The 22522-nt window shown below is 46.2% G+C and carries 21 protein-coding genes; 6 read left to right on the forward strand and 15 right to left on the reverse strand.

Annotated elements, in window-relative coordinates; translation table 11 throughout:
- Positions 1-62: 62 nt before the first annotated feature.
- From CRO25_RS06890 to CRO25_RS06910, 4 genes are all read right to left on the reverse strand, one after another.
- Complete coding sequence (locus CRO25_RS06890; protein ID WP_064640900.1) at positions 63-779, reverse strand: YebC/PmpR family DNA-binding transcriptional regulator; 717 nt, start codon at positions 777-779, stop codon at positions 63-65.
- Positions 780-988: 209 nt separating this feature from the next.
- Positions 989-2710, reverse strand: coding sequence for an assimilatory sulfite reductase (NADPH) hemoprotein subunit (gene cysI / locus CRO25_RS06895; RefSeq protein ID WP_063563481.1), 1722 nt, complete (start codon positions 2708-2710; stop codon positions 989-991).
- 54 nt (positions 2711-2764) lie between these two features.
- Positions 2765-4606 (reverse strand): assimilatory sulfite reductase (NADPH) flavoprotein subunit, encoded by a 1842-nt coding sequence (locus CRO25_RS06900; RefSeq protein WP_079694440.1) that lies wholly within the window; start codon positions 4604-4606, stop codon positions 2765-2767.
- Between the two features lie 213 nt (positions 4607-4819).
- Positions 4820-5209, reverse strand: coding sequence for a helix-turn-helix domain-containing protein (locus tag CRO25_RS06910; RefSeq protein WP_064638784.1), 390 nt, complete (start codon positions 5207-5209; stop codon positions 4820-4822).
- A 177-nt stretch (positions 5210-5386) separates the two neighbouring features.
- On the opposite strand from CRO25_RS06910, the gene CRO25_RS06915 reads away from it, so the two are divergent.
- Complete coding sequence (locus CRO25_RS06915; RefSeq protein WP_063563477.1) at positions 5387-5947, forward strand: NAD(P)H oxidoreductase; 561 nt, start codon at positions 5387-5389, stop codon at positions 5945-5947.
- 89 nt (positions 5948-6036) lie between these two features.
- On the opposite strand, the gene CRO25_RS06920 is transcribed toward CRO25_RS06915, so the two are convergent.
- The gene (locus CRO25_RS06920) at positions 6037-7593 is read right to left on the reverse strand and encodes an ABC-F family ATP-binding cassette domain-containing protein (RefSeq protein ID WP_063563476.1); all 1557 of its coding nucleotides are present in this window, start codon (positions 7591-7593) and stop codon (positions 6037-6039) included.
- A 245-nt stretch (positions 7594-7838) separates the two neighbouring features.
- Here CRO25_RS06920 and CRO25_RS06925 point away from each other — a divergent pair, with 245 nt between their 5' ends.
- Positions 7839-8312: an SET domain-containing protein gene (locus tag CRO25_RS06925; protein ID WP_079694911.1), complete on the forward strand. Its 474-nt coding sequence runs from the start codon at positions 7839-7841 to the stop codon at positions 8310-8312.
- A 198-nt stretch (positions 8313-8510) separates the two neighbouring features.
- Here the strand turns inward: CRO25_RS06925 and CRO25_RS06930 are convergent, their stop codons facing one another.
- From CRO25_RS06930 to CRO25_RS06955, 6 genes are all read right to left on the reverse strand, one after another.
- On the reverse strand, positions 8511-9119 hold the full coding sequence (locus tag CRO25_RS06930; protein ID WP_079694442.1) for a DUF1349 domain-containing protein: 609 nt from the start codon (positions 9117-9119) through the stop codon (positions 8511-8513).
- A 29-nt stretch (positions 9120-9148) separates the two neighbouring features.
- Positions 9149-10492 carry an NAD(P)/FAD-dependent oxidoreductase gene (locus CRO25_RS06935; protein ID WP_079694443.1) on the reverse strand — a complete coding sequence of 448 codons (1344 nt, stop codon included), beginning with the start codon at positions 10490-10492 and terminating at the stop codon, positions 9149-9151.
- A gap of 39 nt (positions 10493-10531) precedes the next feature.
- Positions 10532-12046: an osmoprotectant update ABC transporter permease/substrate-binding subunit OpuFB gene (gene opuFB, locus CRO25_RS06940; RefSeq protein WP_079694444.1), complete on the reverse strand. Its 1515-nt coding sequence runs from the start codon at positions 12044-12046 to the stop codon at positions 10532-10534.
- Positions 12039-13082 (reverse strand): ABC transporter ATP-binding protein, encoded by a 1044-nt coding sequence (locus CRO25_RS06945; RefSeq protein WP_079694445.1) that lies wholly within the window; start codon positions 13080-13082, stop codon positions 12039-12041. Before CRO25_RS06945 ends, opuFB begins: the two co-directional genes overlap by 8 nt.
- Positions 13083-13281: 199 nt before the next feature.
- On the reverse strand, positions 13282-14133 hold the full coding sequence (locus CRO25_RS06950) for an NAD(P)H-binding protein (protein WP_372828756.1): 852 nt from the start codon (positions 14131-14133) through the stop codon (positions 13282-13284).
- A 129-nt stretch (positions 14134-14262) separates the two neighbouring features.
- A complete protein-coding gene (locus tag CRO25_RS06955; RefSeq protein WP_079694446.1) occupies positions 14263-14847 on the reverse strand; it encodes a TetR/AcrR family transcriptional regulator in 585 nt (194 codons plus the stop codon).
- A 167-nt stretch (positions 14848-15014) separates the two neighbouring features.
- Here CRO25_RS06955 and CRO25_RS06960 point away from each other — a divergent pair, with 167 nt between their 5' ends.
- Together CRO25_RS06960 and CRO25_RS06965 are read left to right on the forward strand one after the other, a co-directional pair.
- A complete protein-coding gene (locus CRO25_RS06960; RefSeq protein ID WP_072732612.1) occupies positions 15015-15377 on the forward strand; it encodes an iron-sulfur cluster biosynthesis family protein in 363 nt (120 codons plus the stop codon).
- 246 nt (positions 15378-15623) lie between these two features.
- The gene (locus tag CRO25_RS06965; protein ID WP_064638795.1) at positions 15624-16400 is read left to right on the forward strand and encodes a D-alanyl-D-alanine carboxypeptidase family protein; all 777 of its coding nucleotides are present in this window, start codon (positions 15624-15626) and stop codon (positions 16398-16400) included.
- Between the two features lie 163 nt (positions 16401-16563).
- Here CRO25_RS06965 and CRO25_RS06970 read toward each other — a convergent pair whose 3' ends face one another.
- A complete protein-coding gene (locus tag CRO25_RS06970; protein WP_079694447.1) occupies positions 16564-16803 on the reverse strand; it encodes a hypothetical protein in 240 nt (79 codons plus the stop codon).
- A 130-nt stretch (positions 16804-16933) separates the two neighbouring features.
- Between CRO25_RS06970 and CRO25_RS06975 the strand changes: the two genes are divergently transcribed.
- Both CRO25_RS06975 and CRO25_RS06980 read left to right on the forward strand, forming a co-directional pair.
- On the forward strand, positions 16934-17566 hold the full coding sequence (locus tag CRO25_RS06975; RefSeq protein WP_079694448.1) for a nitroreductase family protein: 633 nt from the start codon (positions 16934-16936) through the stop codon (positions 17564-17566).
- A gap of 211 nt (positions 17567-17777) precedes the next feature.
- The gene (locus tag CRO25_RS06980; protein ID WP_079694449.1) at positions 17778-18242 is read left to right on the forward strand and encodes a GyrI-like domain-containing protein; all 465 of its coding nucleotides are present in this window, start codon (positions 17778-17780) and stop codon (positions 18240-18242) included.
- 91 nt (positions 18243-18333) lie between these two features.
- Here CRO25_RS06980 and CRO25_RS06985 read toward each other — a convergent pair whose 3' ends face one another.
- The 3 genes from CRO25_RS06985 to CRO25_RS06995 form a co-directional block, all read right to left on the reverse strand.
- Positions 18334-19578, reverse strand: coding sequence for an aminopeptidase (locus tag CRO25_RS06985; protein ID WP_079694450.1), 1245 nt, complete (start codon positions 19576-19578; stop codon positions 18334-18336).
- A gap of 50 nt (positions 19579-19628) precedes the next feature.
- Positions 19629-21239: an acyl-CoA synthetase MbcS gene (gene mbcS, locus CRO25_RS06990; protein WP_072732607.1), complete on the reverse strand. Its 1611-nt coding sequence runs from the start codon at positions 21237-21239 to the stop codon at positions 19629-19631.
- A 277-nt stretch (positions 21240-21516) separates the two neighbouring features.
- Positions 21517-22521 (reverse strand): aldo/keto reductase, encoded by a 1005-nt coding sequence (locus CRO25_RS06995; protein ID WP_079694451.1) that lies wholly within the window; start codon positions 22519-22521, stop codon positions 21517-21519.
- Position 22522 lies beyond the last annotated feature (1 nt).

The following is a 22522-nucleotide window of genomic DNA, read 5'->3' on the forward strand; positions in this document are numbered from 1 at the left end:
TTGATTGGCTAGACACTCTTTTTGGCAATCGAATCACGTTTCGCTTAATTCGTGTAATTCGCTTAAACGAACTCTACGTTGTGATACACTTGCTGAACATCTTCAAGGTCTTCAAGCGCATCAATCAGTTTCTCGAACTGAGCTTGTGCATCCTCTGGAAGTTCAATATGGTTTTGCGCAAGCATCGTCAGCTCGGCTACGGTAAACTCAGTAACACCGGCAGCTTTAAATGCTTCCTGTACAGCGTGGAATTGATCCGGTTCTGCATATACGATCACAGCATCGTCTTCGTCCACGATATCACGTACATCCACATCTGCTTCAAGCAGAAGTTCCAGTACTTCCTCGGAGTTTTTGCCTTCTACCCCGATTACCGCTGTAGGATCAAACATATAAGCAACTGAACCACTCACACCCATATTGCCCGCGTTTTTGTTAAATGCCGAGCGCACTTCCGGTGCAGTACGGTTCACATTATTGGTGAGGGCATCCACGATAACCATGGCACCATTGGGCCCGAATCCTTCATAACGCAGTTCTTCATAATTTTCGTCCCCGCTGCCTTTTGCCTTTTCCATGGCACGGTCAATAATTGCTTTGGGTACGTTATACGTTTTGGCACGTTCCAGCACGACTTTCAGTGCGCGGTTCGCTTCCGGGTCCGGTTCGCCCTTCTTGGCAGCTACATAAATCTCAACGCCGAATTTAGCATAGACCCGGCTAGTATTTGCATCTTTTGAAGCTTTTTTTTCTTTAATATTATTCCACTTACGACCCATATCGTTTCCGCTCACTTTCAACATATAATCTGCTTTCTACTTTGTCATTATATCTTGTTGGGCGTACTTCAACAAGTTTAGACTCACGAAAAAATGGTAAAAGACAAGTTGATTTCACCTTACCACGTTCAGAAATCCCAAAGAGAAACGATCCAAAAACGCCAAAGAAGCATTCCCTAGGGAATGCTTCTCTTCACGAATTCATCTAATTAGGCATGAAACTGTTGACCGTCCAGCACTTCAGGCACATAACCGGCACGAATGACGAAATCTCCAAAATGCTCACCATCATTGCGCTCTTTGGCATATTGATTCACCATTGGAGTCAATGTATCCAAAATTTCGGTTTCGCCAATATTTTCTTTGTACAACTTGTTCAAGCGATGCCCGGTAAAACTTCCACCGAGATACATATTGTATTTTCCCGGAGCTTTGCCGATAAACGAGATCTCAGCCAGCATCGGTCTCGCGCAGCCGTTCGGGCAACCCGTCATACGAATGACAATCTCTTCGTCTCTCAGCCCCGCTTCGTCCAGTACAGGCTCCAGCTTGTCGATCAGTGATGGAAGATAACGTTCGGATTCCGCCATGGCAAGACCACAAGTCGGAAGCGCCACGCAAGCCATAGAACTTCTGCGAAGCGCCGAGTAATGAGCACCATCGGTCAGATTGTATTGCTCAATCAGTGCCTCAATCTTTTTCTTCTTCTGGCTGCTGATGTTCCCGATCATGAGATTCTGATTGGCTGTGAGACGGAAATCTCCAGTATGGATTTTGGCAATTTCACGCAGACCTGTCATGAGCGGATAACCGTCCACATCCTTCACACGTCCATTTTGAATGAACAAGGTGTAGTGCCATCTGCCGTTGCTGCCTTTCACCCAACCGTAACGATCTCCATTATGTTCAAAATGGAACTCGCGCGCCGCATCCAGCTTCCAGCCGAGACGACTCGTCAGTTCTTCCACAAACCAGGCGAGGCCGCGGTCATCGATTGTATATTTGAAACGGGCATGCTTACGTACTGCACGATCCCCATAATCACGTTGAATCATAACCGTCTTCTCCGCAACATCAATCATTTGCTCTGGTGTACAGAAACCAATGACTTTGGACACCTGCGGATAAGTCTTCGGATCACCATGAGACATGCCCATACCACCGCCGACAGAAACGTTAAAGCCTTGCAGCTTGCCGTTCTCTACAATAGCGATAAATCCGAGATCCTGCGAAAACACATCTACATCATTGGATGGTGGAACAGCAATCCCAATTTTGAACTTACGCGGCAAATACACTTTGCCATAAATCGGTTCTACCTCTTCATCTGTGTCTTGTGAATCGATAATTTTCTCTCCATCCAGCCACAACTCATGATACGCACGAGTCCGTGGATCCAGGTGATTACTCACCTGGCATGCCCATTCATATACTTCAGCATGAATGTCCGATTGGTCTGGATTCGGATTACACATGACGTTCCGGTTCACGTCGCCACAAGCAGCTAGGGTGCTGAGCAACGAATCGTTTACTTCACGAATGGTATTTTTGAGGTCCCATTTGAGCACACCATGCAGTTGAAATGATTGGCGCGTCGTCAGACGAATGGTCTCATTCGCATATTTATGCGCTACACGATCCATCATCAACCACTGTTCGGGTGTAACAATTCCTCCGGAAGCACGCACACGCAACATGAATTGATAGGCAGGCTCCAGCTTGGATTTATTCCGCTCATTACGCAGGTCACGGTCGTCTTGCATATAACTGCCGTGATGTTTCATCAGACGGTTATCGTCCTCAGGAATCGCACCACTGATCCGATCCGCCAGCGTTTCAGTCAGACTTCCACGCAAGTAGTCACTTTTGATCTTTATATCTTCCACATCACTGTTCGTGCGCTGCGGGTTAAGTAAGTTATTATAAGTCATGCTGCTTTCTCCTCTCGTATCTCCGGGATGCCTTATCCGGCATATGATCTGTAATTAATACACATCCCGCTGATAACGTTTTTCCTGTTGCAACCGTGTCAGATATTCCGCTGCCTGTTCAGGTGTTAGGCCACCCTCTTGTTCAAGAATGGTCGCGAGTGCAGCATGAACATCATGTGCCATTCGTTTCTCGTCACCACAGATATATATAACTGCACCTTCCTGTAACCATTGATACAGCTCTTTGCTATGCTCCAGCATCCGATGCTGCACATATACTTTCTCTTCTGCATCACGGGAAAAAGCGACATCCATCTTCGTAAGAACGCCGTCCTTGAGCCAGCGCTGCCATTCGGTCTGATAGAGGAAATCGGTGGAGAAATGCTGATCGCCATAGAACAGCCACGTCTTGCCTTCTGCACCCGTCTCTTCACGCTCTCCAAGGAAAGATCTGAACGGAGCTACACCTGTACCTGGTCCAATCATGATGATTGGAGCATCCGTGTTATCCGGCAGTTTGAAGTTTGGATTTTGTTGAATGAATACAGGCAATGTATCACCTAATTCGACTCGTTCAGCCAGATGAACAGAGCACACACCATAGCGCTCTCTGCCCCGTGACTCATAACGTACTGTACGAACGGTAAGATGAACTTCATCCGGGAAAGACTTCGAACTGCTTGCGATCGAATATAAACGTGCTGGGATTTTACGAAGCACAGCTACGAACGATGCAGCCGGAATACCTTTAAGCCCATAATCCTGTACCAGATCCAGCAAATCACAACTGTTCATGGCTTTCCGGAATTCCGAATCATCTGCGAGCAGAGCGGGCAACCCGCTACCCGGACTCAGCTTTGCCAGCTGCTCCACAACGGGTCTTGTGACAGCAGTAATTTCGAAGTAACGCAATAATGCTTCACGTACAGAAACCTGGTCTCCACTTTTATTAACCGTAACGCGCTCATCTGCATTCCATTCCATGGCTGCAATCAGCTCATCGACCAGGCGTGGATGATTCTCAGGGAACACACCCAGGCTGTCACCCGGTTCGTAGTCCAGATTGGAACCTTCCAGAGACAATTCGATATGACGTGTCTCTCGGTCCGATCCTCTGCCGTTCAAATTGAGATTTTCCAGCACTTCTGCCTTGAATGGATTCGTCCGGTTGAACTCGGAATCACCGCTGCTTACTGCGGCTCCAATCGCTTCACTGGTTACTACTCCCGCGGCAGTAGGTGTACTGCTGAGTGAAGCAAGCACATCATTCATCCACTCTGCAGCCGCTTCATCAAAATCAACATCACAGTCCACACGTGGTACAAGCGCTGTACCGCCAAGTTCCTGCAAACGAATGTCAAAATCCTTTCCTGTCTTACAGAAGAACTCATACGAAGTATCTCCCAAAGCCAATACGGAGTAACGCAATCCCTCGAGCTTCGGAGCCCGTTTGCTATGCAGGAATTCATGCAATGGAATCGCATTATCCGGCGGCTCGCCTTCTCCATGTGTGCTGACAATAATGAGAAGATTCTCTACTTTTTTCAGTCCGTTCGGTTTGAAATCTCCCATTGACGACAGGGTTACCTGAAGACCCTGCTCTTCCAGCTTTTTCGCCAGTTTCTTGGATAGTCCACTGGAGTTCCCGGTTTGTGATCCAAAGAGTACCGTAACTTCCCTGGACACCGCAGCAGGTGCACTTGCAGGAGTAATACTTGCTGAAGATGCAGACTGTTGTTCCACACCAGCAGGTGCAGCTACAGCCGCAAATCCCTGAATGGCTGTCAGATATCCGCTAAGCCACGTTTTCTGTCCATCGTTCAATGTAGGAATAAGGCGATTGAGCAGCTCAACCTGTTCCTGATTAAAAGGGCTGTTTGTCACTTGAAGTTCCACCATTTGCCACCTCGCGCATTACGTCAATTTTAATTCCTACTAAAATGATCATATTAATTTCTACTCTCTTGAAGCTACCATACCCGATGGTATGGGTCAATTTCGATGATTTTATGGTATTTATCAGTTTCACTGATAAAGGACAAAAAAACAACAAATACCCTCCTCCTCAATTCAGGAAGGTTTTTGTTGTTTTTTAAATCTGGAAGCAGTTTAGTTCGAAGTCGAAAGCGGAATATATTCGCTAAAATGATTCTCCAGCACTTTGTTTTTATCACCATATACTCTGTCCAGATGATTCTCTCCCCACAGACAGATGCGGTCGATGATTGCCTGCAGTGTCAAGCCATACTCGGTCAGCTCATACTCGACCTTGGGCGGAATCTCGGGATGAATAATTCGATGGATGATTTCATTCTTTTCAAGATCACGCAGCTGCTGGGTAAGGACCTTCTGAGTAATGCCAGGGATAGCTCTGCGAAGTTCGCTTGTTCGTTTTTTACCTGATATCAGTTGATGTAGAATAAGAATCCTCCATTTTCCACCGACCAGTTCTAACATTGCCTGCACACCACTCTCATATCTTTTCAGTTCCTGTTCCACTGGGAATCCCCCTTAAATCACATATATGTATACCCATTATTAAAAGTAACCGAAGAACCTCAAAGTATCTACAGCACTCGAAGGTGCGTACTTCTCAATAAGATGTCATGAAACTTATAATAACATTGGTCAGAACGTTAAACCAAAAAATGAAGGAAAAAGGATGGTCACTCATACATGAAAATTAAACTGGTCGTTACTCACCCAAGACAGGATTCTCTAACATTTGCCGTGATGAATCGTTTTATAGAAGGTCTGAAGGAGAATCACCATGAAATTGATATCCTTGATCTGTACCATGATGGATTCGATCCGTTATATAGCGTAGAAGATGAGCGAGATTGGCAAAATCCCGATAAGCAGCATGCCCCTGTAATTCGCAAAGAGCTGGATCGCGTGCTCGCGGCTGATGCCATTGTCTTTATTTTCCCGGTATGGTGGTACAACGTTCCTTCCATGCTCAAAGCTTATCTGGACAAGGTATGGAACATGGGGCTGCTGAACAAAGCAAACTCCAAAAAGGCACTCTGGATTGCACTAGCTGGAGGAACGGAGGCTTCATTCCATAAGTACGATTATTACAACATGATTTCGAATTATCTGAATAATGGGATCGCTGGTTATGCAGGATTGCAGGAATCCCGAGTCGAGTTTCTCTATGAAACCATATCCGAATCCAAAACGCATATTGAAGGCTTGCTGGAGCAAGCGTATCAAATTGGCAGACATTACAAGTAACCTCTGCAACGCAAAAAGACAGCGTCCATTTAACCTTGGCGCTGTCTTCTGTATGCTTGTTCATGTTTCTTCTAGTGCAGGCACTAAAATTAAAATACCTTCGTTGTCCACGACTCACAATTCCATGTCTCCGTAACCACATCACGATAGAATTCAGGTTCGTGAGAGATCAGCAGAATGCTGCCTTTGTATGCTTTGAGTGCGCGTTTCAACTCTTCCTTCGCATCAACGTCCAAATGGTTCGTCGGCTCATCGAGTACGAGCAGGTTTGTTTCGTTATTGATCAGTTTGCAGAGACGAACTTTGGCTTTCTCGCCACCGCTCAGTACCGCAACCTTGCTCTCAATATGCTTGGTAGTCAGTCCGCATTTTGCGAGTGCAGCACGCACTTCAAATTGGGTATAGGAAGGGAACTCCTGCCAGATCTCTTCGATACAGGTATTGTAGTTGGCATCCTTCATCTCTTGTTGGAAATATCCAATCTCCAGATGTTCACCGCGCTGAACGGTTCCTTCCAAAGCTGGAATCTCACCCAGAATGCTGCGCATCAGGGTTGTTTTACCGATACCATTCGCACCAACGAGAGCGATCTTCTGACCACGCTCCATACGCAGGTCCAGTGGTCTCGACAACGGCTCATTGTATCCAATGACAAGGCCTTTTGTTTCGAAAATGAGCTTACCGGACGTTCTTGCATCACGGAAGTTAAACTGTGGTTTCGGTTTTTCCTTGGCGATTTCGATGACATCCATCTTGTCCAATTTCTTCTGTCTGGACATCGCCATGTTGCGTGTAGCCACACTTGCCTTATTACGGGCCACAAAATCCTTGAGATCAGCAATTTCCTGTTGTTGACGCTTATACGCCGACTCCAGTTGCTGTTTTTTCATCTCATGGACTTCCTGGAAATGACTATAATCGCCCACATAACGGGTGAGATCCTGATTTTCCATGTGATAGATCAAGTTAATTACACTGTTCAGGAACGGGATATCATGCGAGATCAGAATAAAAGCATTCTCATATTCCTGCAAATAGCGTTTCAGCCATTCGATATGCAATTCATCCAGATAGTTCGTAGGCTCATCCAGGAGCAGAATATCCGGTTTTTCAAGCAGCAGCTTGGCGAGCAATACCTTCGTACGTTGTCCACCACTAAGGTCGTTAACATCCTTATCCAGACCGATATCGGTCAGACCCAGACCGCGTGCTGTCTCGTCGACTTTGGCATCGATCATGTAAAAATCCTGGTTGGTCAGCGTATCCTGAATCGTACCTACATCCTCCAGCAGCTGTTCTAATTCCTCCGGAGTTACATCGCCCATCTTGCCATACATATCATTCATTTCTTGTTCCATGTCAAACAAATACTGGAATGCTCCACGAAGGACATCACGAATGGATTGTCCCTTGCTGAGCACAGCGTGCTGATCCAAATATCCGACACGCATGCGTTTGGACCACTCCACTTTACCTTCATCTGGCTGGAGTTTGCCCGTAATAATGTTCATGAAGGTAGATTTCCCCTCACCATTGGCCCCGATCAGACCAATATGTTCGCCTTTCAGGAGGCGGAAAGAAACGTTGTTAAAGATAGCACGGTCACCAAAACCGTGACTTAATTTTTCGACATTTAATATGCTCATTCATGACACCTTTTCTATATAGACTTAATTCTTTGTATATTATAAGCGTTATATCATGTACAACTCAACGCCCTATTGTAAATTTAGCACCATTTTTCGATGAAATGTCCTTCGTTTTGACCCCTGATCCACTCAAACTGATATCAATGGCATTTGCCTTATAGGTATGGATGAGTTAAAATTTTTCCTTAAACGACTTACTACTATAAGAATGGAGCTCTCTTGGAGAGCATCAGGTGAAAATCATGATTGAAGTGAAACAATCCAAATTGGGTGATGGCGAATTTAACCGCGGCGTATTTGCGACCGTAGACATTCCAAAAGGCCAGCTGATCCATCAGGCTCCGGTTGTCCCTTATCCCAATGAAGACCACGAACATGTTGAGAAAACAATTCTGGAAGATTACGTATTCGAATACGGAGCCAATCATACGGCTATCCTGCTGGGCTATGGCAGTTTGATCAACCATTCCTACGAGCCTAACGCCACCTATGATATCAACTTTGAAAACCACACTTTTGACTTCTATGCTTATACAGATATCAAAGCCGGCGAAGAAGTATTGATTAATTATAATGGCGAGGAAGATAACATGGACCCATTATGGTTTCTGGATGATTACGAAGAACGTATGCGTGAGTTGAACGAAGCAAGTGATGGTGAAGAGGATGCTGATGGCATCGAAACTGACTCCAATGACACGGACTCAAGCAAATAAGACCTTGAGGATAAACGACAACAGTAGTGCAACTTCATGTGGACAAAACTTTAAAAAATTCACCATAATCCGTTGTAGGCTTGGTAATTCAACCTATGCCGCTGCTAATGCAAACGAAAACAAGCAAGTCCTCCACCAAGGAAGACTTGCTTGTTTTCGTTTGTTTCGATAGCGTCACATTTCCCAACCAACCCCATATTAATCGGCAATGGGAGGGTCAGTGTGCAGATCCTGATCCGGTTCAGTCAATTTCCATTTGGTAAACGCAACCTCGAACCCGGCACGCTTCGGAGAACAGAGAAACGGGCCTGCTTGCTTGTTCGTCGGATAGGCAAACCTCGCGACCCGAATGGTACGCCAAGGATGCTCATCCGTGCGGGCACGAATAACTACGGCTTCGTCATGGTATGAAGCCCGAATGGTAACGATGCGTCCACCCCACTCCGGTACAGGAGAAAGCGACCAATCGGAAAAGCGATCCGTTACGACCGCTCCTACATGAGCCACGCCGTCATTTACTTCAACCCCCGCCTTGATCCATTGATCCTGTCCATGCCAGAGCATTAACCCTGCCTGATCATACAATTCCGTGAATGAACTCAGATCAAATGATACTTCGATTGCCTTGGTTCCATCCCATGGAGCAAGCATGGCATGTCCATTCTGATGACAGAAACCATAGAAGGTCTTCTCCCAGAAGTCACTGCCCTCTTGTGCCTCCACAATTAGACGGTCACCTTCCGTTCGCGCTTGAACCGGTTCGGTTGTCCACTCGGCTTCATGAATCCGATGAAAATGAATTGACATGATTCTTCCCTTCCTTCCACACCATCACATTAAAATAAGGAGCCCATATCCGATGCGGCTGTAGGATATGCAAAATTCATGGTGTTTAACTGATCGGTCGTCAAATCGAACTGAATTGCCATGGCGAACAGGTTAATCAGTTCTTCTGTTTTGCCACCCAATACATGGGCACCCAAGATACGTCCTGTTGACTTGTCGATTACAACTTTGGCCATGGCATATTTTTCATTCGTACGTTTATAAGTATACCATTTCGACATGTCATTTACCTTCACCTCATAGCCCTCTTTCTTGGCCTGCTCCACATCAAGGCCAACAGAACCCAGGGATGGCACGGTAAATACAATGGAAGGCATTACTTTATAATTAGGTTTGTTATGATTGCCTTCAAGCAGATTCAAGGATACTGCGCGTGATTCCTGGCCTGCGAGCGGAGTCAACGGAAGTCCTTCCGTTGCGGTAACATCGCCTGCCGCGTAGACTCTTGGATTGCTTTCGCTCTGCAAGTACTCATTAACGGAGATGCCTTTTTTCGTATAGCTGACATTTCCCTTCTCCAGTTCAAGCCCCTCTACATTCGGAATACGCCCTGCGCCGTGAACGACAAGTCCACATTGCCATTGATGATCAGCCCCATTGCGGGTTCCACTGACCACATATGTGTTTCCCTGCTGACGAATTGCCTTCACTTCCGCATTCAAGTGTACATGAATGCCTACTTCTTCGGATTTTTGCAGCAGCATGTCCACCAGTTCCGAATCAAACTGTTCCAGCGGCTGTTCACCTCGATGAATAATATGGACTTCCGTACCAGCTCTGGCCGCAATATGTGCAAATTCAAAAGCAATGTAACCTCCACCTACCAGAACCAATTTATCTGGCAGCTGTTCCAGATCAAGAAAATCATCGCTGTATTTCAGATGCTCTACACCATCAATAGAAAGTGGTGCTGGACGCGCTCCTGTTGCGATGAGAATATGTTTCCCCTGCAGTACTTCGTCCCCTACACGAATATGATCTTCGTCGACAAAAGAAGCCTTGCCATGGAACGTATGCATTCCGGCCTGCTTGAACTTATCCTCACTTGCTCTCGGAATACTCTCCGTAAATGTTCGCTTGAACGCCATAAGTTCCGACCACTGAATAGAAGCGTTACCTTCCACTCCTTTGCCCTTCATTCGTTCATTCCAGTCGATCAGTTCAGCCGCTCCTGCAAGTACTTTCTTGGGATCACAGCCCCTTAATGCACAGGTTCCGCCAAACTCTCGTTCATCAATCACGGCAATTTTCCAACCGGCTTCGGCGCAGCGGGATATAACAGAGCTTGCAGCGCTCCCGGTTCCAATCGCGATCAGATCATAAGGTTGTGTCATGTTAGTTCCTCCTCTTCATGTATAACCGTAAATATCAAGCTACAGTAACCCTGCTTTTTGCAGATAATCCGTTGCCACTTGCTCTGGAATCGCTCCATTAACGTTCACTTCGTAATTCATTTGACGCATCTCATCGTCCGTGATCCGACCTGCAAGTTGATTCAGTACCTCCACAAGCTGCGGATATTGGTCTGCCGTTTCTTTGCGGAGCATCGGCGCCCCCTGATATGGCGGGAACAATTCCTGATCATCCTCCAACACAACGAGTTTATACTGTCTCAGTTCACTGTCTGTGGAGTAAGCATCCAGCAAATTGATATCTCCACGCTGTACGGCTGCATAACGCAGTTTCGGCTCCATTGTGGCCACGTTCGGGAATTTGATGCCATACTTCTTCTGAATACCAACATATCCGTCTACCCGATCAGAGAATTCCAGTGTGAATCCTGCCTTAATCTGCTGCTGTACCGATTTAAGATCCGATATCGTCTTCAGATTATACTGATCGGCAACCTTCTGAGGCACGGCCAACGTATACGTATTGTTGTAATCCATCGGGTTCAGAAGAACCATATCGAATTGGCTCAACATCCCGTCTCTTGCCTGTTCATACACTTCTGTACGATCAGTGCTAACTGCGGTTTCCTTCATAAATTCCGATATGGCGGTACCCGTAAATTCTGGATAAATATCAATATCACCTGATTTCAGTGCATTGAACAGAAATGTGGTTTTCCCCAATCCTGGTTTCAATTCAACCTTCAGATCGGTATCTTTTTCAATGAGCAATTTGTACATATTAATCAGAATCTCTGGTTCGGCACCCAGCTTGCCAGCAATAACCAGATCTTTTTGCCCTCCACGGGAGAGCCAAGGAATTGTAATTACCAGAACGGCCACCAGAGCGAGTGTTCCGAGAGTGACCAGCGTTTTCTTGAATGATAAACGTTGGAACTGGCGGAGCAGCACATCAAACAAAATGGCAAGCAATGCGGCTGGGATGGCTCCCAGAATAATCAATGCCGTATCATTTCGATCAATACCTAGCAAAATGAGTTCACCCAGACCTCCTGCGCCAATCAGGGCTGCAAGCGTTGCTGTACCTACAATCAGAACCATTGCGGTACGAATGCCTGCCATAATGACAGGCATCGCGAGTGGCAGCTCCACCTTGGTGAGACGTTGACGACTGTTCATGCCCATCGCATTCGCTGCCTCGACCATGGAAGGATCGACTTCCGATATGCCCGTATACGTGTTGCGGAGTACCGGAAGCAGGGCATACACTACAAGCGCAACAATCGCAGGAAATGTACCGATGCCGAATAAAGGAATGAGCAATCCGAGTAGGGCCAGAGACGGGATCGTTTGCAGTACGGCTGTTACCCCAATTATCGGCTCAGCCACTCTTGGCTTGCGTGTCAGATAAATGCCAAGCGGGATAGCGATCAGAACGGCAAAGAACAATGCGATAAATGAGATCTGAATATGCTCAAGGAGAGCGGATAATAACTGTCCTTTGCGCTCACTGAACACCTCTGTAAATCTACTCATGTGCTTCACCTCGTTCCTGCAACTGCCCGGACCAGTACTGGATCAGATCAGCTCGACTGACCTGGCCTATAATCTGGTGGTCCTTCTCGACCAGTAAATGATCATGAGATGCCATGATTTCCACAAAATCAGGCAGCGTAATTGATACGGGAACAGCCGTTTTGGCCGACTTCGGCACATGCCCGGGTGAGAGCGGGGACATGATCGATTCAAGATCAAATATTGAAGTCAGTCGTTCTTGTTCGCCGGAGCCCGCTCTTAATTCATACATTGGGTCGTCCCCATCAGATACAGGCTGTGAACTCCTATCCGAACCAGAACCGCCAACAAAGTCACGTACAAATTCATTAGCTGGCTGCTGGATTAGTTCTTCCGGGGTGCCTACCTGTAACACTTGCCCATCCTTCATGATGCAGATACGATCACCCAGCTTCATCGCTTCCTGAATATCATGGGTAACAAATACAATCGTCTTCTTCATCTGACGCTGAATATCCAGAATATCGTCTTGCAATTTCTCGCGGCTCATCGGGTCAAGTGCACTGAACGGTTCATCCATCAGTACAATTTCGGGATCGGCAGCGAGTGCGCGCAATACACCGATTCTCTGTTGTTGTCCACCAGATAGCTCAGCAGGCTTGCGATCACTGTATGTGGTACCTTTCAGTCCGACCATGTCCAGTAAAGTATGTACGCGATCCTTGATTTGCTCTGACTTCCACTTTCGGAGTTCAGGAACAACCGCAATATTTTCGGCAATCGTCATATGTGGGAACAACGCAATCTGTTGCAGCACATATCCGATATTCCATCGCAATTCATGAATGTTGTATTCATCGATAGGTCGTTCATTAATTCGTACGGTCCCATCTGTCCGCTCGATCAGACGATTGATCATTTTGAGCATTGTGGTTTTGCCGCAACCGCTCGGACCAATCATGACGAACAGCTCTCCCTTGTTAATGTTGAGATTAACCTGACGCAGAGCATGGGTTCCATCAGGGTATTGCTTGGATACATTTTCGAACTGAATCATCCGTTCTCTTCTCTCCTTTTATCAAACATTCATTCTCATCTATTTCCCCAAAAGCGTACACATATAATCACCATGCTGGATTGGGGTATAGTTAAAGGTTGAACAATCAGCAAAAAAGACAGGCCTTCCAGCACCGTCTTCTTGTTATTCAGCAGAATTTGCTTCCAATATTTTTATAAAAATCCCTCTATCATTTCCCTCATTGCATATACTGCCTAATATATTGCTCCAGAGAAACCGGGCTTTGCCCTGTGACTTTCAATACCGTCTCCGTCGTTTGATCTTCTCTTCCTTCCTCACGGATGAATACATCCAGTCCTGCCAGAGCCGTGGCGTAATCTTCCGGCATTCCCGCCTGAATCAGGCTATTTCTTAGTTCTGCATCCGACAATGAATCATGCTCAATACGCTGATCCAATAAACGACTAATGATGTCCGCAACTTGACCATAAGACAATGTCTCCGGCCCCGTAATGATATGAGCTGTATTATGGGGGACAACATCTGTCAGAGCATAGAAGGCAACTGCTGCGATATCATCTGCGCTGACAAAACCAATTTTACCTTCACCAGTAGCACTGTAGATTTTACCCAACTGCTTCATCGTCTCCCGATGCGGTCCCTCTGTAAAGTTCTCCATAAAATAGGAAGGCTGTAGTACAGTCCACTCGGGAGCAAGCTCCTTCAAGCTTTGATGTACTTTGCCAAATATAGGTCCGTCTTCATCCACAGAAGCACTGCCAAGCAAGACAAATCGTTTAACGCCGCTCCATAACGCTTCCTTGATGAACGGAATCATTACGGCTTCTGGGTGCATGTCCATGACGGGCACGACAAGGTATACTTGATCCACATTTTTCAGCGCTGGACCATAAGTGGTTGAATCGTACCAATCAAAAAAAACATAGTTGTCGGCAGAATCAGAAGAAGCTGGTTTCTTTCTCCCTGCCAGACGCACCGGATAGTGATGCCTCTGAAGCATTGCCGCAACGCGGCTTCCTGTCTTTCCATTCGCTCCTGTAATCAGTGTTAAAGGTTTATTGTTGATCATTTTCACTTCCTCCTTCGGTTTGCTTGGTGTTCATTTTCCAGACTAATCAGTCTGGAAAGGTGAAAAAATAAACGCCCTAAGCGTTCATTTTCAGAAATCCAACAAGAATCCTTGCTCATACTACTGCCATTAATTCAATACCCTTAATGTTGTACGCACTAGCTCCCGCAACACTTCTGTACTGGCACCGCTCTTGGCGGTGAAGGTCAATGACAGGCGGGAATAATTCAGAAAACGGGCAATACCGAGCAATTCATCCTCGGCATGGTTAAATTCACCATTTTTATGTCCACGGATAAGCGCCGCAAGAAAAGTATCTTCCATTTGCTTGTTGCTCGCTTGAATAAAGTCGGCAATCTCATGATTTTGGGGTGCCTGTTCGACGGCGCTATTGATGATAAAACATTCATTGCGACGCCCCTCGTCACTCAATACATTAACGGCTTCGTTGAAAAGCTGTTCCATCCCCTGCCGCACACTGGTGCATTCATTTAACAGCCGAATACCCGCCTCTGTTTTCTGCTGAATATAGAATTTCAGGGCAGAGACAAATAAATCATGCTTGGTTCCATAAGTGTCATACAAACTTTGCCGTGCAATACCGAGCTCATTCAGCAGTACGGTTAACGAAGTACCTTCATAACCATAAGCCCCGAATACAGCCGTGGCTTTCCTTAGAACACTTTCGGTGTCAAATTCCTTGGCTCTTCCCAATTTCAGACCTCACCTCCCGCTTGCTTAAGTCAAGAATACACTTTTCCAGACTGATCAGTCAAGAAAATAAATGCTTTGATTTTTGCCAAAGTGGTATAATGACAGTAGAAGTTGAATTAATCCATCTACCATTACAATCGTGCCAACATATAAAGGAGTGTAGCGATATGCATATTCAAATTACAGATTTGGCTGCTGCGCGATTAACTGAAAGCCTGAATGATCAGCCCGGTTATTTCAAAGTGATCTATGATATGGAAGGTTGTGGCTGTAACGGAATTATCGCCATACTTATCGTGGATGAACCCGAAGCTCTAGATGTACAAATTGAAACCAATCTGGTGCCATTCTATGTCGATCCGAAACAACAGTTAAACCTGGAGCAGCACATGAAGCTGGACACGGAACTCAACTATCCTTCCTTCAAACTAAGCAGTGATTCCGGTGTACTCAGCAGCAATGTCCGTGTTCGGGATGCTCGCGCTGTGGCTGCTGGAAGCTCCGGCAATTCTGTTTCATGCGAGCTGTAATTCAAAAGTTTGTGGCTGAAATAATGAGCATTTGATTCGCCTATCTATGTATACAGAAAGACTTTGCACAAAAGGTGCAGAGTCTTTTTGTATGCTCTTTTTCTCGTCAGACAATTAAAAGCTATGAATCTCGCAAACTTTGTTTACAACTCGGAAACAATTGGAGAACCTATGGATATAATCCTCTAGTATACTCGGTATATACCAAAGAACGAGATTGATATAACCCGAGGAGGAACACACATCATGAAATCTTTTACACGTAAATCCATCGTATCCACGATACTTATAGGTTCTGTCGTAGCAGGCTCAGCATTCACAACGCTGCCCTTCACTAAGGAACTGAATCCGGTCGCATCTGCTGCCAGCTCCAGCTTCACTCAATTCCTGCACGATAATGCACCTGGACGCACAATCAAAACGAGCAGCAGTGGCCTGGCAACGGTAACGAATCTATCAAGCACGGTTGTGCTAGTGAATAAAAAGAGAAACTTGCCTTCAACCTATGCCCCTCAGGATCTGGTTGTTCCTAACATCCCATTTAGCTTCTCCGGCTCCAGTCCGAAAAAGCAAATGCGTAAAGTAGCCGCTACCGCAATTGAGAACTTGTTCGCAGCAGCAAAAAAAGACGGCATTGATATCAAAGCCGTGTCCGGTTATCGCTCTTATGCTACCCAAAAATCCATTTTTGACCGTAATGCAAGTATCAAAGGCGAAGCCGTTGCGAATAAAACCAGTGCTCGTCCTGGACAAAGTGAACATCAGACGGGTCTTGCGATGGATATCTCCAGTGCATCAGCGGGATATGATTTGCAACAAAGCTTTGGAAACACCAAAGAAGGCAAATGGCTGAAAGCCAATGCACATAAATACGGATTTATCATTCGTTATGGCAAAGATCAGGAGAAACTGACAGGCTACTCTTATGAGCCATGGCATGTGCGTTATGTTGGCGTATATATTGCTGGGGAAATTACGAGCCAGAACCTTACACTCGAACAGTATCTGGAGCGCGCCAAATAAACACAAGGAATCTGTACGACAAAAACGTTCGTTCCGCTCTTATGACTATAGTATGTAAAAAAGCAGACTGAACTATACAGGAGGGGGCCCGTTATTCGGGCCTTTCATTCCTGCATCACATCAACACCTACAAAACCCATCAGCAATAACACTCTGTCATAGTTTAAGGACCTACAATTTTCCTGAAAACGACTGGCAGCCTCTTCACACTCTCCGTCCCGGCCCAGGAACCAACGCCAGCAAGAAGTGCATTATGAAACCAAAAAAGTGCAACATTATACGCGATGGTTCCCAGTACCATCTCCACCACCAAAAAACGTTTCAGCGTGGAGGATTCGATGACGTATACCTGAAATTCATTTCGCGACTTTCCAGCTCTGTACCTAGTGATGAATGTTTTCATGAATCACCTCTTCTGTTTTATTTTATCGTATGGCAGGCAGATCTTGTCTTATTCAAAAATAATACTTACATAAAGTAACTTAGTGTGTTATAGTCAGTTTATAAACCATACATAAGCGAGGGAAACTACCATGAGTGAATTGGAGAATCTGGTCAAAAACCGTAGATCGGCCGTTATTTTTGAAGAAGGAATTGAGATTCCAGAGTCAGAATTGCAAGAGATATTTGCCTTGAACAAATTCGCACCTTCCGCCTTTAACCTCCAGCATACGCACTATCTTGTGCTGACGGACCCGGCTCAGAAAGAAAAAGTCTATGAAGCTTCCCAGCAATATAAAGTAAAAACGGCCTCTGCGGTCATTGTTGTCCTCGGCGATGTCAACGCACACCATCACATCCGCACAATCAATGAGGGCCTGCTGAACCTTGGTGCGATGACTCCGTTTCAATACGAGCAAGAATCACAGAGTGTCATCGAATTTTACGAAACGCGGGGAAGGTTCTTCCAGAGAGAAGATGCAATTCGTAATGCCAGCCTGTCAGCGATGCAATTGATGCTGATCGCTCAGGATCGTGGTTGGGACACCTGCCCCATGATTGGCTTCGACGCGGAAGAGTTGCAACGCAGTCTGGATATTCCCGACCATTATGTACCTGCCATGCTAATTACAATCGGCAAAAAGTCCGAAGCCAAACAACGTCCGCGCGGATACCGCAAACCGATTAACGAATATGTAAGCTTCAACAAAATGCATGCAGAATAACTTGGGAAAGTGATATCCGTAACTTTTCACTGATTCCATTACAAAAGAGAGGCCGATGATCAGATCATCGGCCTCTTTCCTATTTCCCCAGAATAAACAAATCGCACGTCAAACCAATCTCTCTTTCGCCAAAAATACATATGAATATTTTTTTATACCATGATAGCATTCGAGATGTAACCCTTAATCGTAACGAAAGGAATGAACTCCAATGGAATTCCACATCGAAAACCTGACAACCTCCCGAATTGCTTATGTACGACAAGTCGGTCCGTATGGTCCTGCTAACAGTCACGCGATGGAAACATTAAAGACCTGGGCAAGATCCAAAGGCCTGCTTACAAGGTCGACCATCTTGTTCGGCATTCCGCAGGACAACCCGGAAACCACGCACCCCTCTCAATGTAGGTATGATGCTTGTATTGTCATATCAGAGGATTACTCCTTGGATGAGTCGACTTCCCAACTTGAAGAAGCTGAACTTCCTGGCGGGCAATATCTGGTTTGCAAAGTCAATCATACAGCAGAAGATGTGAAGCAAGCCTGGACCGAGATTTTCCCGTATTTGCAGAGCAATGGTTGTATCATGGACAACAAACCCATTATGGAAAGGTATGCGGGTGATCTGCTTCTTCTGGATTTTTGCGAAATATGTGTACCCGTTAAGCCGCTATAAATCATTTAAAGTTGTGGATGCCAAAAACAACAAAAGCGACTTCAACGTTGAAGTCGCCTTTGTTTCTAACTTATTGCCTTGTTTTCACCAATTAAAATGCCCAGTTCCCTTTGCGGAATACAGGTTCCACCGTTCCATCCTGCAACTCACCATCAATGTCGAGCCCTGCGGAGCCGATCATAAAGTCCACATGGGTCAGACTAACGTTGCATTCATGTTTCAGCAATTCCTCGTTAGACATCGTCGTACCATCCTTCATGTTGAACGGGTATGCACTTCCTACGGCGAGATGGCAGGATGCATTCTCGTCAATACCGGTATTATAGAAAATACGATTCAAGTTGGAGATTGGCGAATCATGCGGCACGAGGGCAACTTCGCCAAGATAACGTGCACCTTCATCGGTGGCAAACAGGTTTTTCAGATGCTCTTCACCCGAAGCTGCTGTAAACGCAACAACCTGTCCATCCTTAAACGTAATTCTCATCTGATCTACAAGTTGTCCATTCAGATTCAGCGGCATCGTGCTGCTGACAAATCCGTTGACTCCACTGCGCTTCGGCATTGTAAATACTTCTTCTGTCGGCATGTTCGCAACGGTATACACACCTTGCTTGTTTTCGCTACCGCCGCCACCCCAAATATGGTTGTTCACCAGTTCGATTTTCAAATCCGTTCCGGGTGCGCGGTAGTGCAGGCTTTTATAATTTTTCTTGTTCAGCAAATCACTCATGGCATTCAGGGTGTCCAGATGTTTTTTCCAGTTCTGTACAGCATCCCCGCCATCGACACGGTTCATTTTGAAGATGGTTTCCCACATCACGTTAATGCGATCTTCCTCTGGAATGTCGGCAAATACTTTGTTCGCCCACGCCTTGGTTGGCGCTTTGATCAGACACCAGCTAATTTCGTGGTTACGTGTATATTTCGAAAATCCGCGACGTGCATGAGCCGCCGCTTTGGTTGCACGCGAAACATTGTGAGAATTGATGCCTTTGTATAATTCAGGGTCAGGTACTTTGATCGTGAGCGTAGCGCCGCCTGCTTCTGCAAACTTCTCCATCATTTCCGCCTTCCAGGCCGGGTAATAATCGAAGCTATCATCAGAGCCATGTTCAAAACGGCTGCGTGTAATATCGTCATCATCAAAATCAACCTGTACATACTTGGCGCCAGCCGCATACGCTTTTTGCACGATCAGACGTGTGAATTCCAATGTTTCGATGGGTGCCGTTACGAGCAGATCCTGTCCCTTCTGAATATTTACGCCGACTTTGACAACCAGCTCTGCGTATTGTTCCAACGATTTTTCAAAGGTTTGTTCAAAATTACTCATGGTTGTGTTCACACCTGTTTCATATTTGAATACTATTGCTGCACAATCATTTAAGCCTTGCGTTTCTCCTGCTCACGCAGCTCGATCCGGCGGATTTTTCCTGAGTTTGTTTTCGGCAGATCGGCTACAAACTCGATTTTACGTGGATATTTGTAGGGTGCTGTCCATTCCTTCACATGGTTTTGCAGTTCGCGCGCCAGTTCTGGTGATGCGAGAGACTCGTCTCTCAGCACTACAAATGCTTTCACTACGTTACCACGGATCTCATCAGGACTTGCTACGACCGCACATTCCTTCACGCTGGCGTGTTTCATCAGCGCTTCTTCCACCTCGAACGGTCCAATCGTGTATCCCGAACTGATAATGATATCATCACTTCGACCTTCAAACCAGAAGTAGCCTTCTTCGTCTTTGCGTGCGCGGTCACCTGTTACAAAATAATCCCCACGCTGATTCGCTTCCTTCCGTCCCTCATCCTGGTAATAGGCACGGAACAAGGCTGGCATATCCTTATGCACTGCGATATCTCCTACTTCACCAGCAGGTACAAGTTGTCCCTCTTCATTGACGATCTCAATAAGGCCTGGTGTAATGGACTGCCCCATAGAACCAATTCGTACGGGAGCATCTTTTAAGCTGCCGATCAGCAGCGTGCTCTCGGTTTGTCCATATCCGTCCCGGATCGTCAGGTCAAAGTGACGCTGGAAAATTTCAATTACTTCCTGATTCAACGGCTCACCAGCAGACACGGCGCTGCGCAGTGCGGACAGATCATGGTGACCCAGATCGTCTGCTTTGGCCATTAACCGATATTCCGTCGGCGTACAGCACAAGACGTTGATCTGATGCTCCTGCAACAGTTCCAGATAACGTTTGGGTTGGAATGATCCATTGTAGACCAGTCCGGTAGCCCCTCTTCCGAGTACAGACAGGAATGGACTCCAGATCCATTTTTGCCATCCCGGTGCTGCCGTTGCCCATACCGTATCCGAAGGCTGAATATCCAGCCATAACGATGAAGCGATCCGTAAATGGGCATACCCCCAACCATGACTATGTACTACGCCTTTTGGATTACCAGTCGTACCGGAGGTATAAGCGAGAATAGCCATATCGTCACGATGTGTTTCCACCGCAGCCATCGTATCGGATTGGCCTTGCATTAACTGGTGTACATTGACCCAGCCTTCTCCAGGTACGCTATCATCACCATTTGGTGATGCAACGATGCGGTGTGCCAATGCCGGCAGATCTGCATCTATTTTTTCAACTTCAGCAGTCGTCTCGGACCAGACAATGACAGCCCGGGCCTCGGAATGCCGAAGACGATACTCCAGATCTTTCGCACGCAGCATCTCGGAAGAAGGAATAACAGCAATCCCCAGTTTCAGGCAGGCAATGTATATAACATAGGCAATAATTCGGCGTGGTACCATGACCAGCACCCGGTCGCCCTTCTCCAAACCAAGATCACGCAAGCCTCCAGCAAGACGATTTGCCTGCTTCAATAACTCACCATAAGTGATCTCTTCCAATTCTTTATGATCGCTCAGCCATCTAAGTGCAACCCGATCCGACGGGTGATTCTCCATCTCGGATGTCAGGTTATAGGTTTCAGGCGAAATCCACTGTTGAAAATTCAAATGGAGCCTCTCCTTCATATTTCAAATGTATAGCATCTATATATTATACCCTAAATCCTAGGACCTGGTGCTATGATATGAAATAGTTTAAGAAAAAAATAAACATAGGTCAATTAAGCCGAAGCTCTAAAAGGTCTATCTCTACATATAAAGAACGATAAGTAAGACAAAAAAAGTGTCCTCCCGACTACAGGAAGACACCTTAGTTATCCCAACATATCTATATCATAGGGATCAAATTAATCATTGTAGACATGACTCTGAATCTCCAAAGTCGTATCTCTCCGTTACAAGTTTACCAAGCGTAGTTTCCGATGCCATCCAAGATGCTTTCGACTTCATTCAGCTCTTCTGTCGTCAGGTCTGGTGCCTGAAGGGCCGCTACGTTTTCTTCAATCTGGGACACACGGCTTGCGCCGATCAGAGCGGAAGTAACTCGGTTACCACGCAAAATCCAATTCAGCGCCAACTGGGAGATCGTTTGACCTCTACGTTCAGCAACCGCCTGAAGTGCTTCGAACTTGGCGATCCGTTCGTCCGTATAGGCTTCTTTTCTCAGATTGCCTGTTGGATTAGCGCGCTCTTCCTTGATCTTGTCCACATACTTATTCGTCAACTGACCGCGGCCAAGCGGACAGAATGCAATCGATCCTACGCCGTGCTCATCCAGCACATCCTGCAATCCATCCTCAATCCAGCGATTCAGCATCGAATAATTTGGCTGGTGAACCAGACAAGGTGTTCCGAGACGACGCAAAATAGTAACTGCTTCTTTTGTCTGTTCAGCATCATAGTTGGACAAGCCTACATACAGAGCTTTACCCTGTCTAACGATATGATCCAGCGCAGTCATCGTTTCTTCGAGCGGTGTCTCCGGATCTGGACGGTGATGATAGAAAATATCTACGTAATCCAGTCCCATCCGGCTGAGACTTTGGTCCAGACTGGCAATCAGGTTTTTGCGAGAACCCCATTCGCCGTATGGACCGTTCCACATATGATAACCTGCCTTGGTTGAGATGAGCAGTTCGTCGCGGTAAGGACGCAGATGTTTTTTGAGAATGACACCAAAATTCTCTTCGGCTGATCCTGGAGGTGGTCCATAGTTGTTGGCCAAGTCGAAATGGTTAATCCCCAGATCGAATGCGCGCAGGATCATCTCTTCCTGAATATCCAGGGTGCGGTTTCCACCGAAGTTCTGCCATAAGCCTAGTGCTATTTGCGGCAGTTTAATTCCGGTTTTGCCAGAGCGTGCATACTTCATTTCACTGTATCGTTGTTCACTCGCAGTATAAGGCATC

This window comes from Paenibacillus sp. RU5M, from assembly GCF_900221055.1.
Classification (GTDB): Bacteria; Bacillota; Bacilli; order Paenibacillales; family Paenibacillaceae; genus Paenibacillus; species Paenibacillus marchantiae.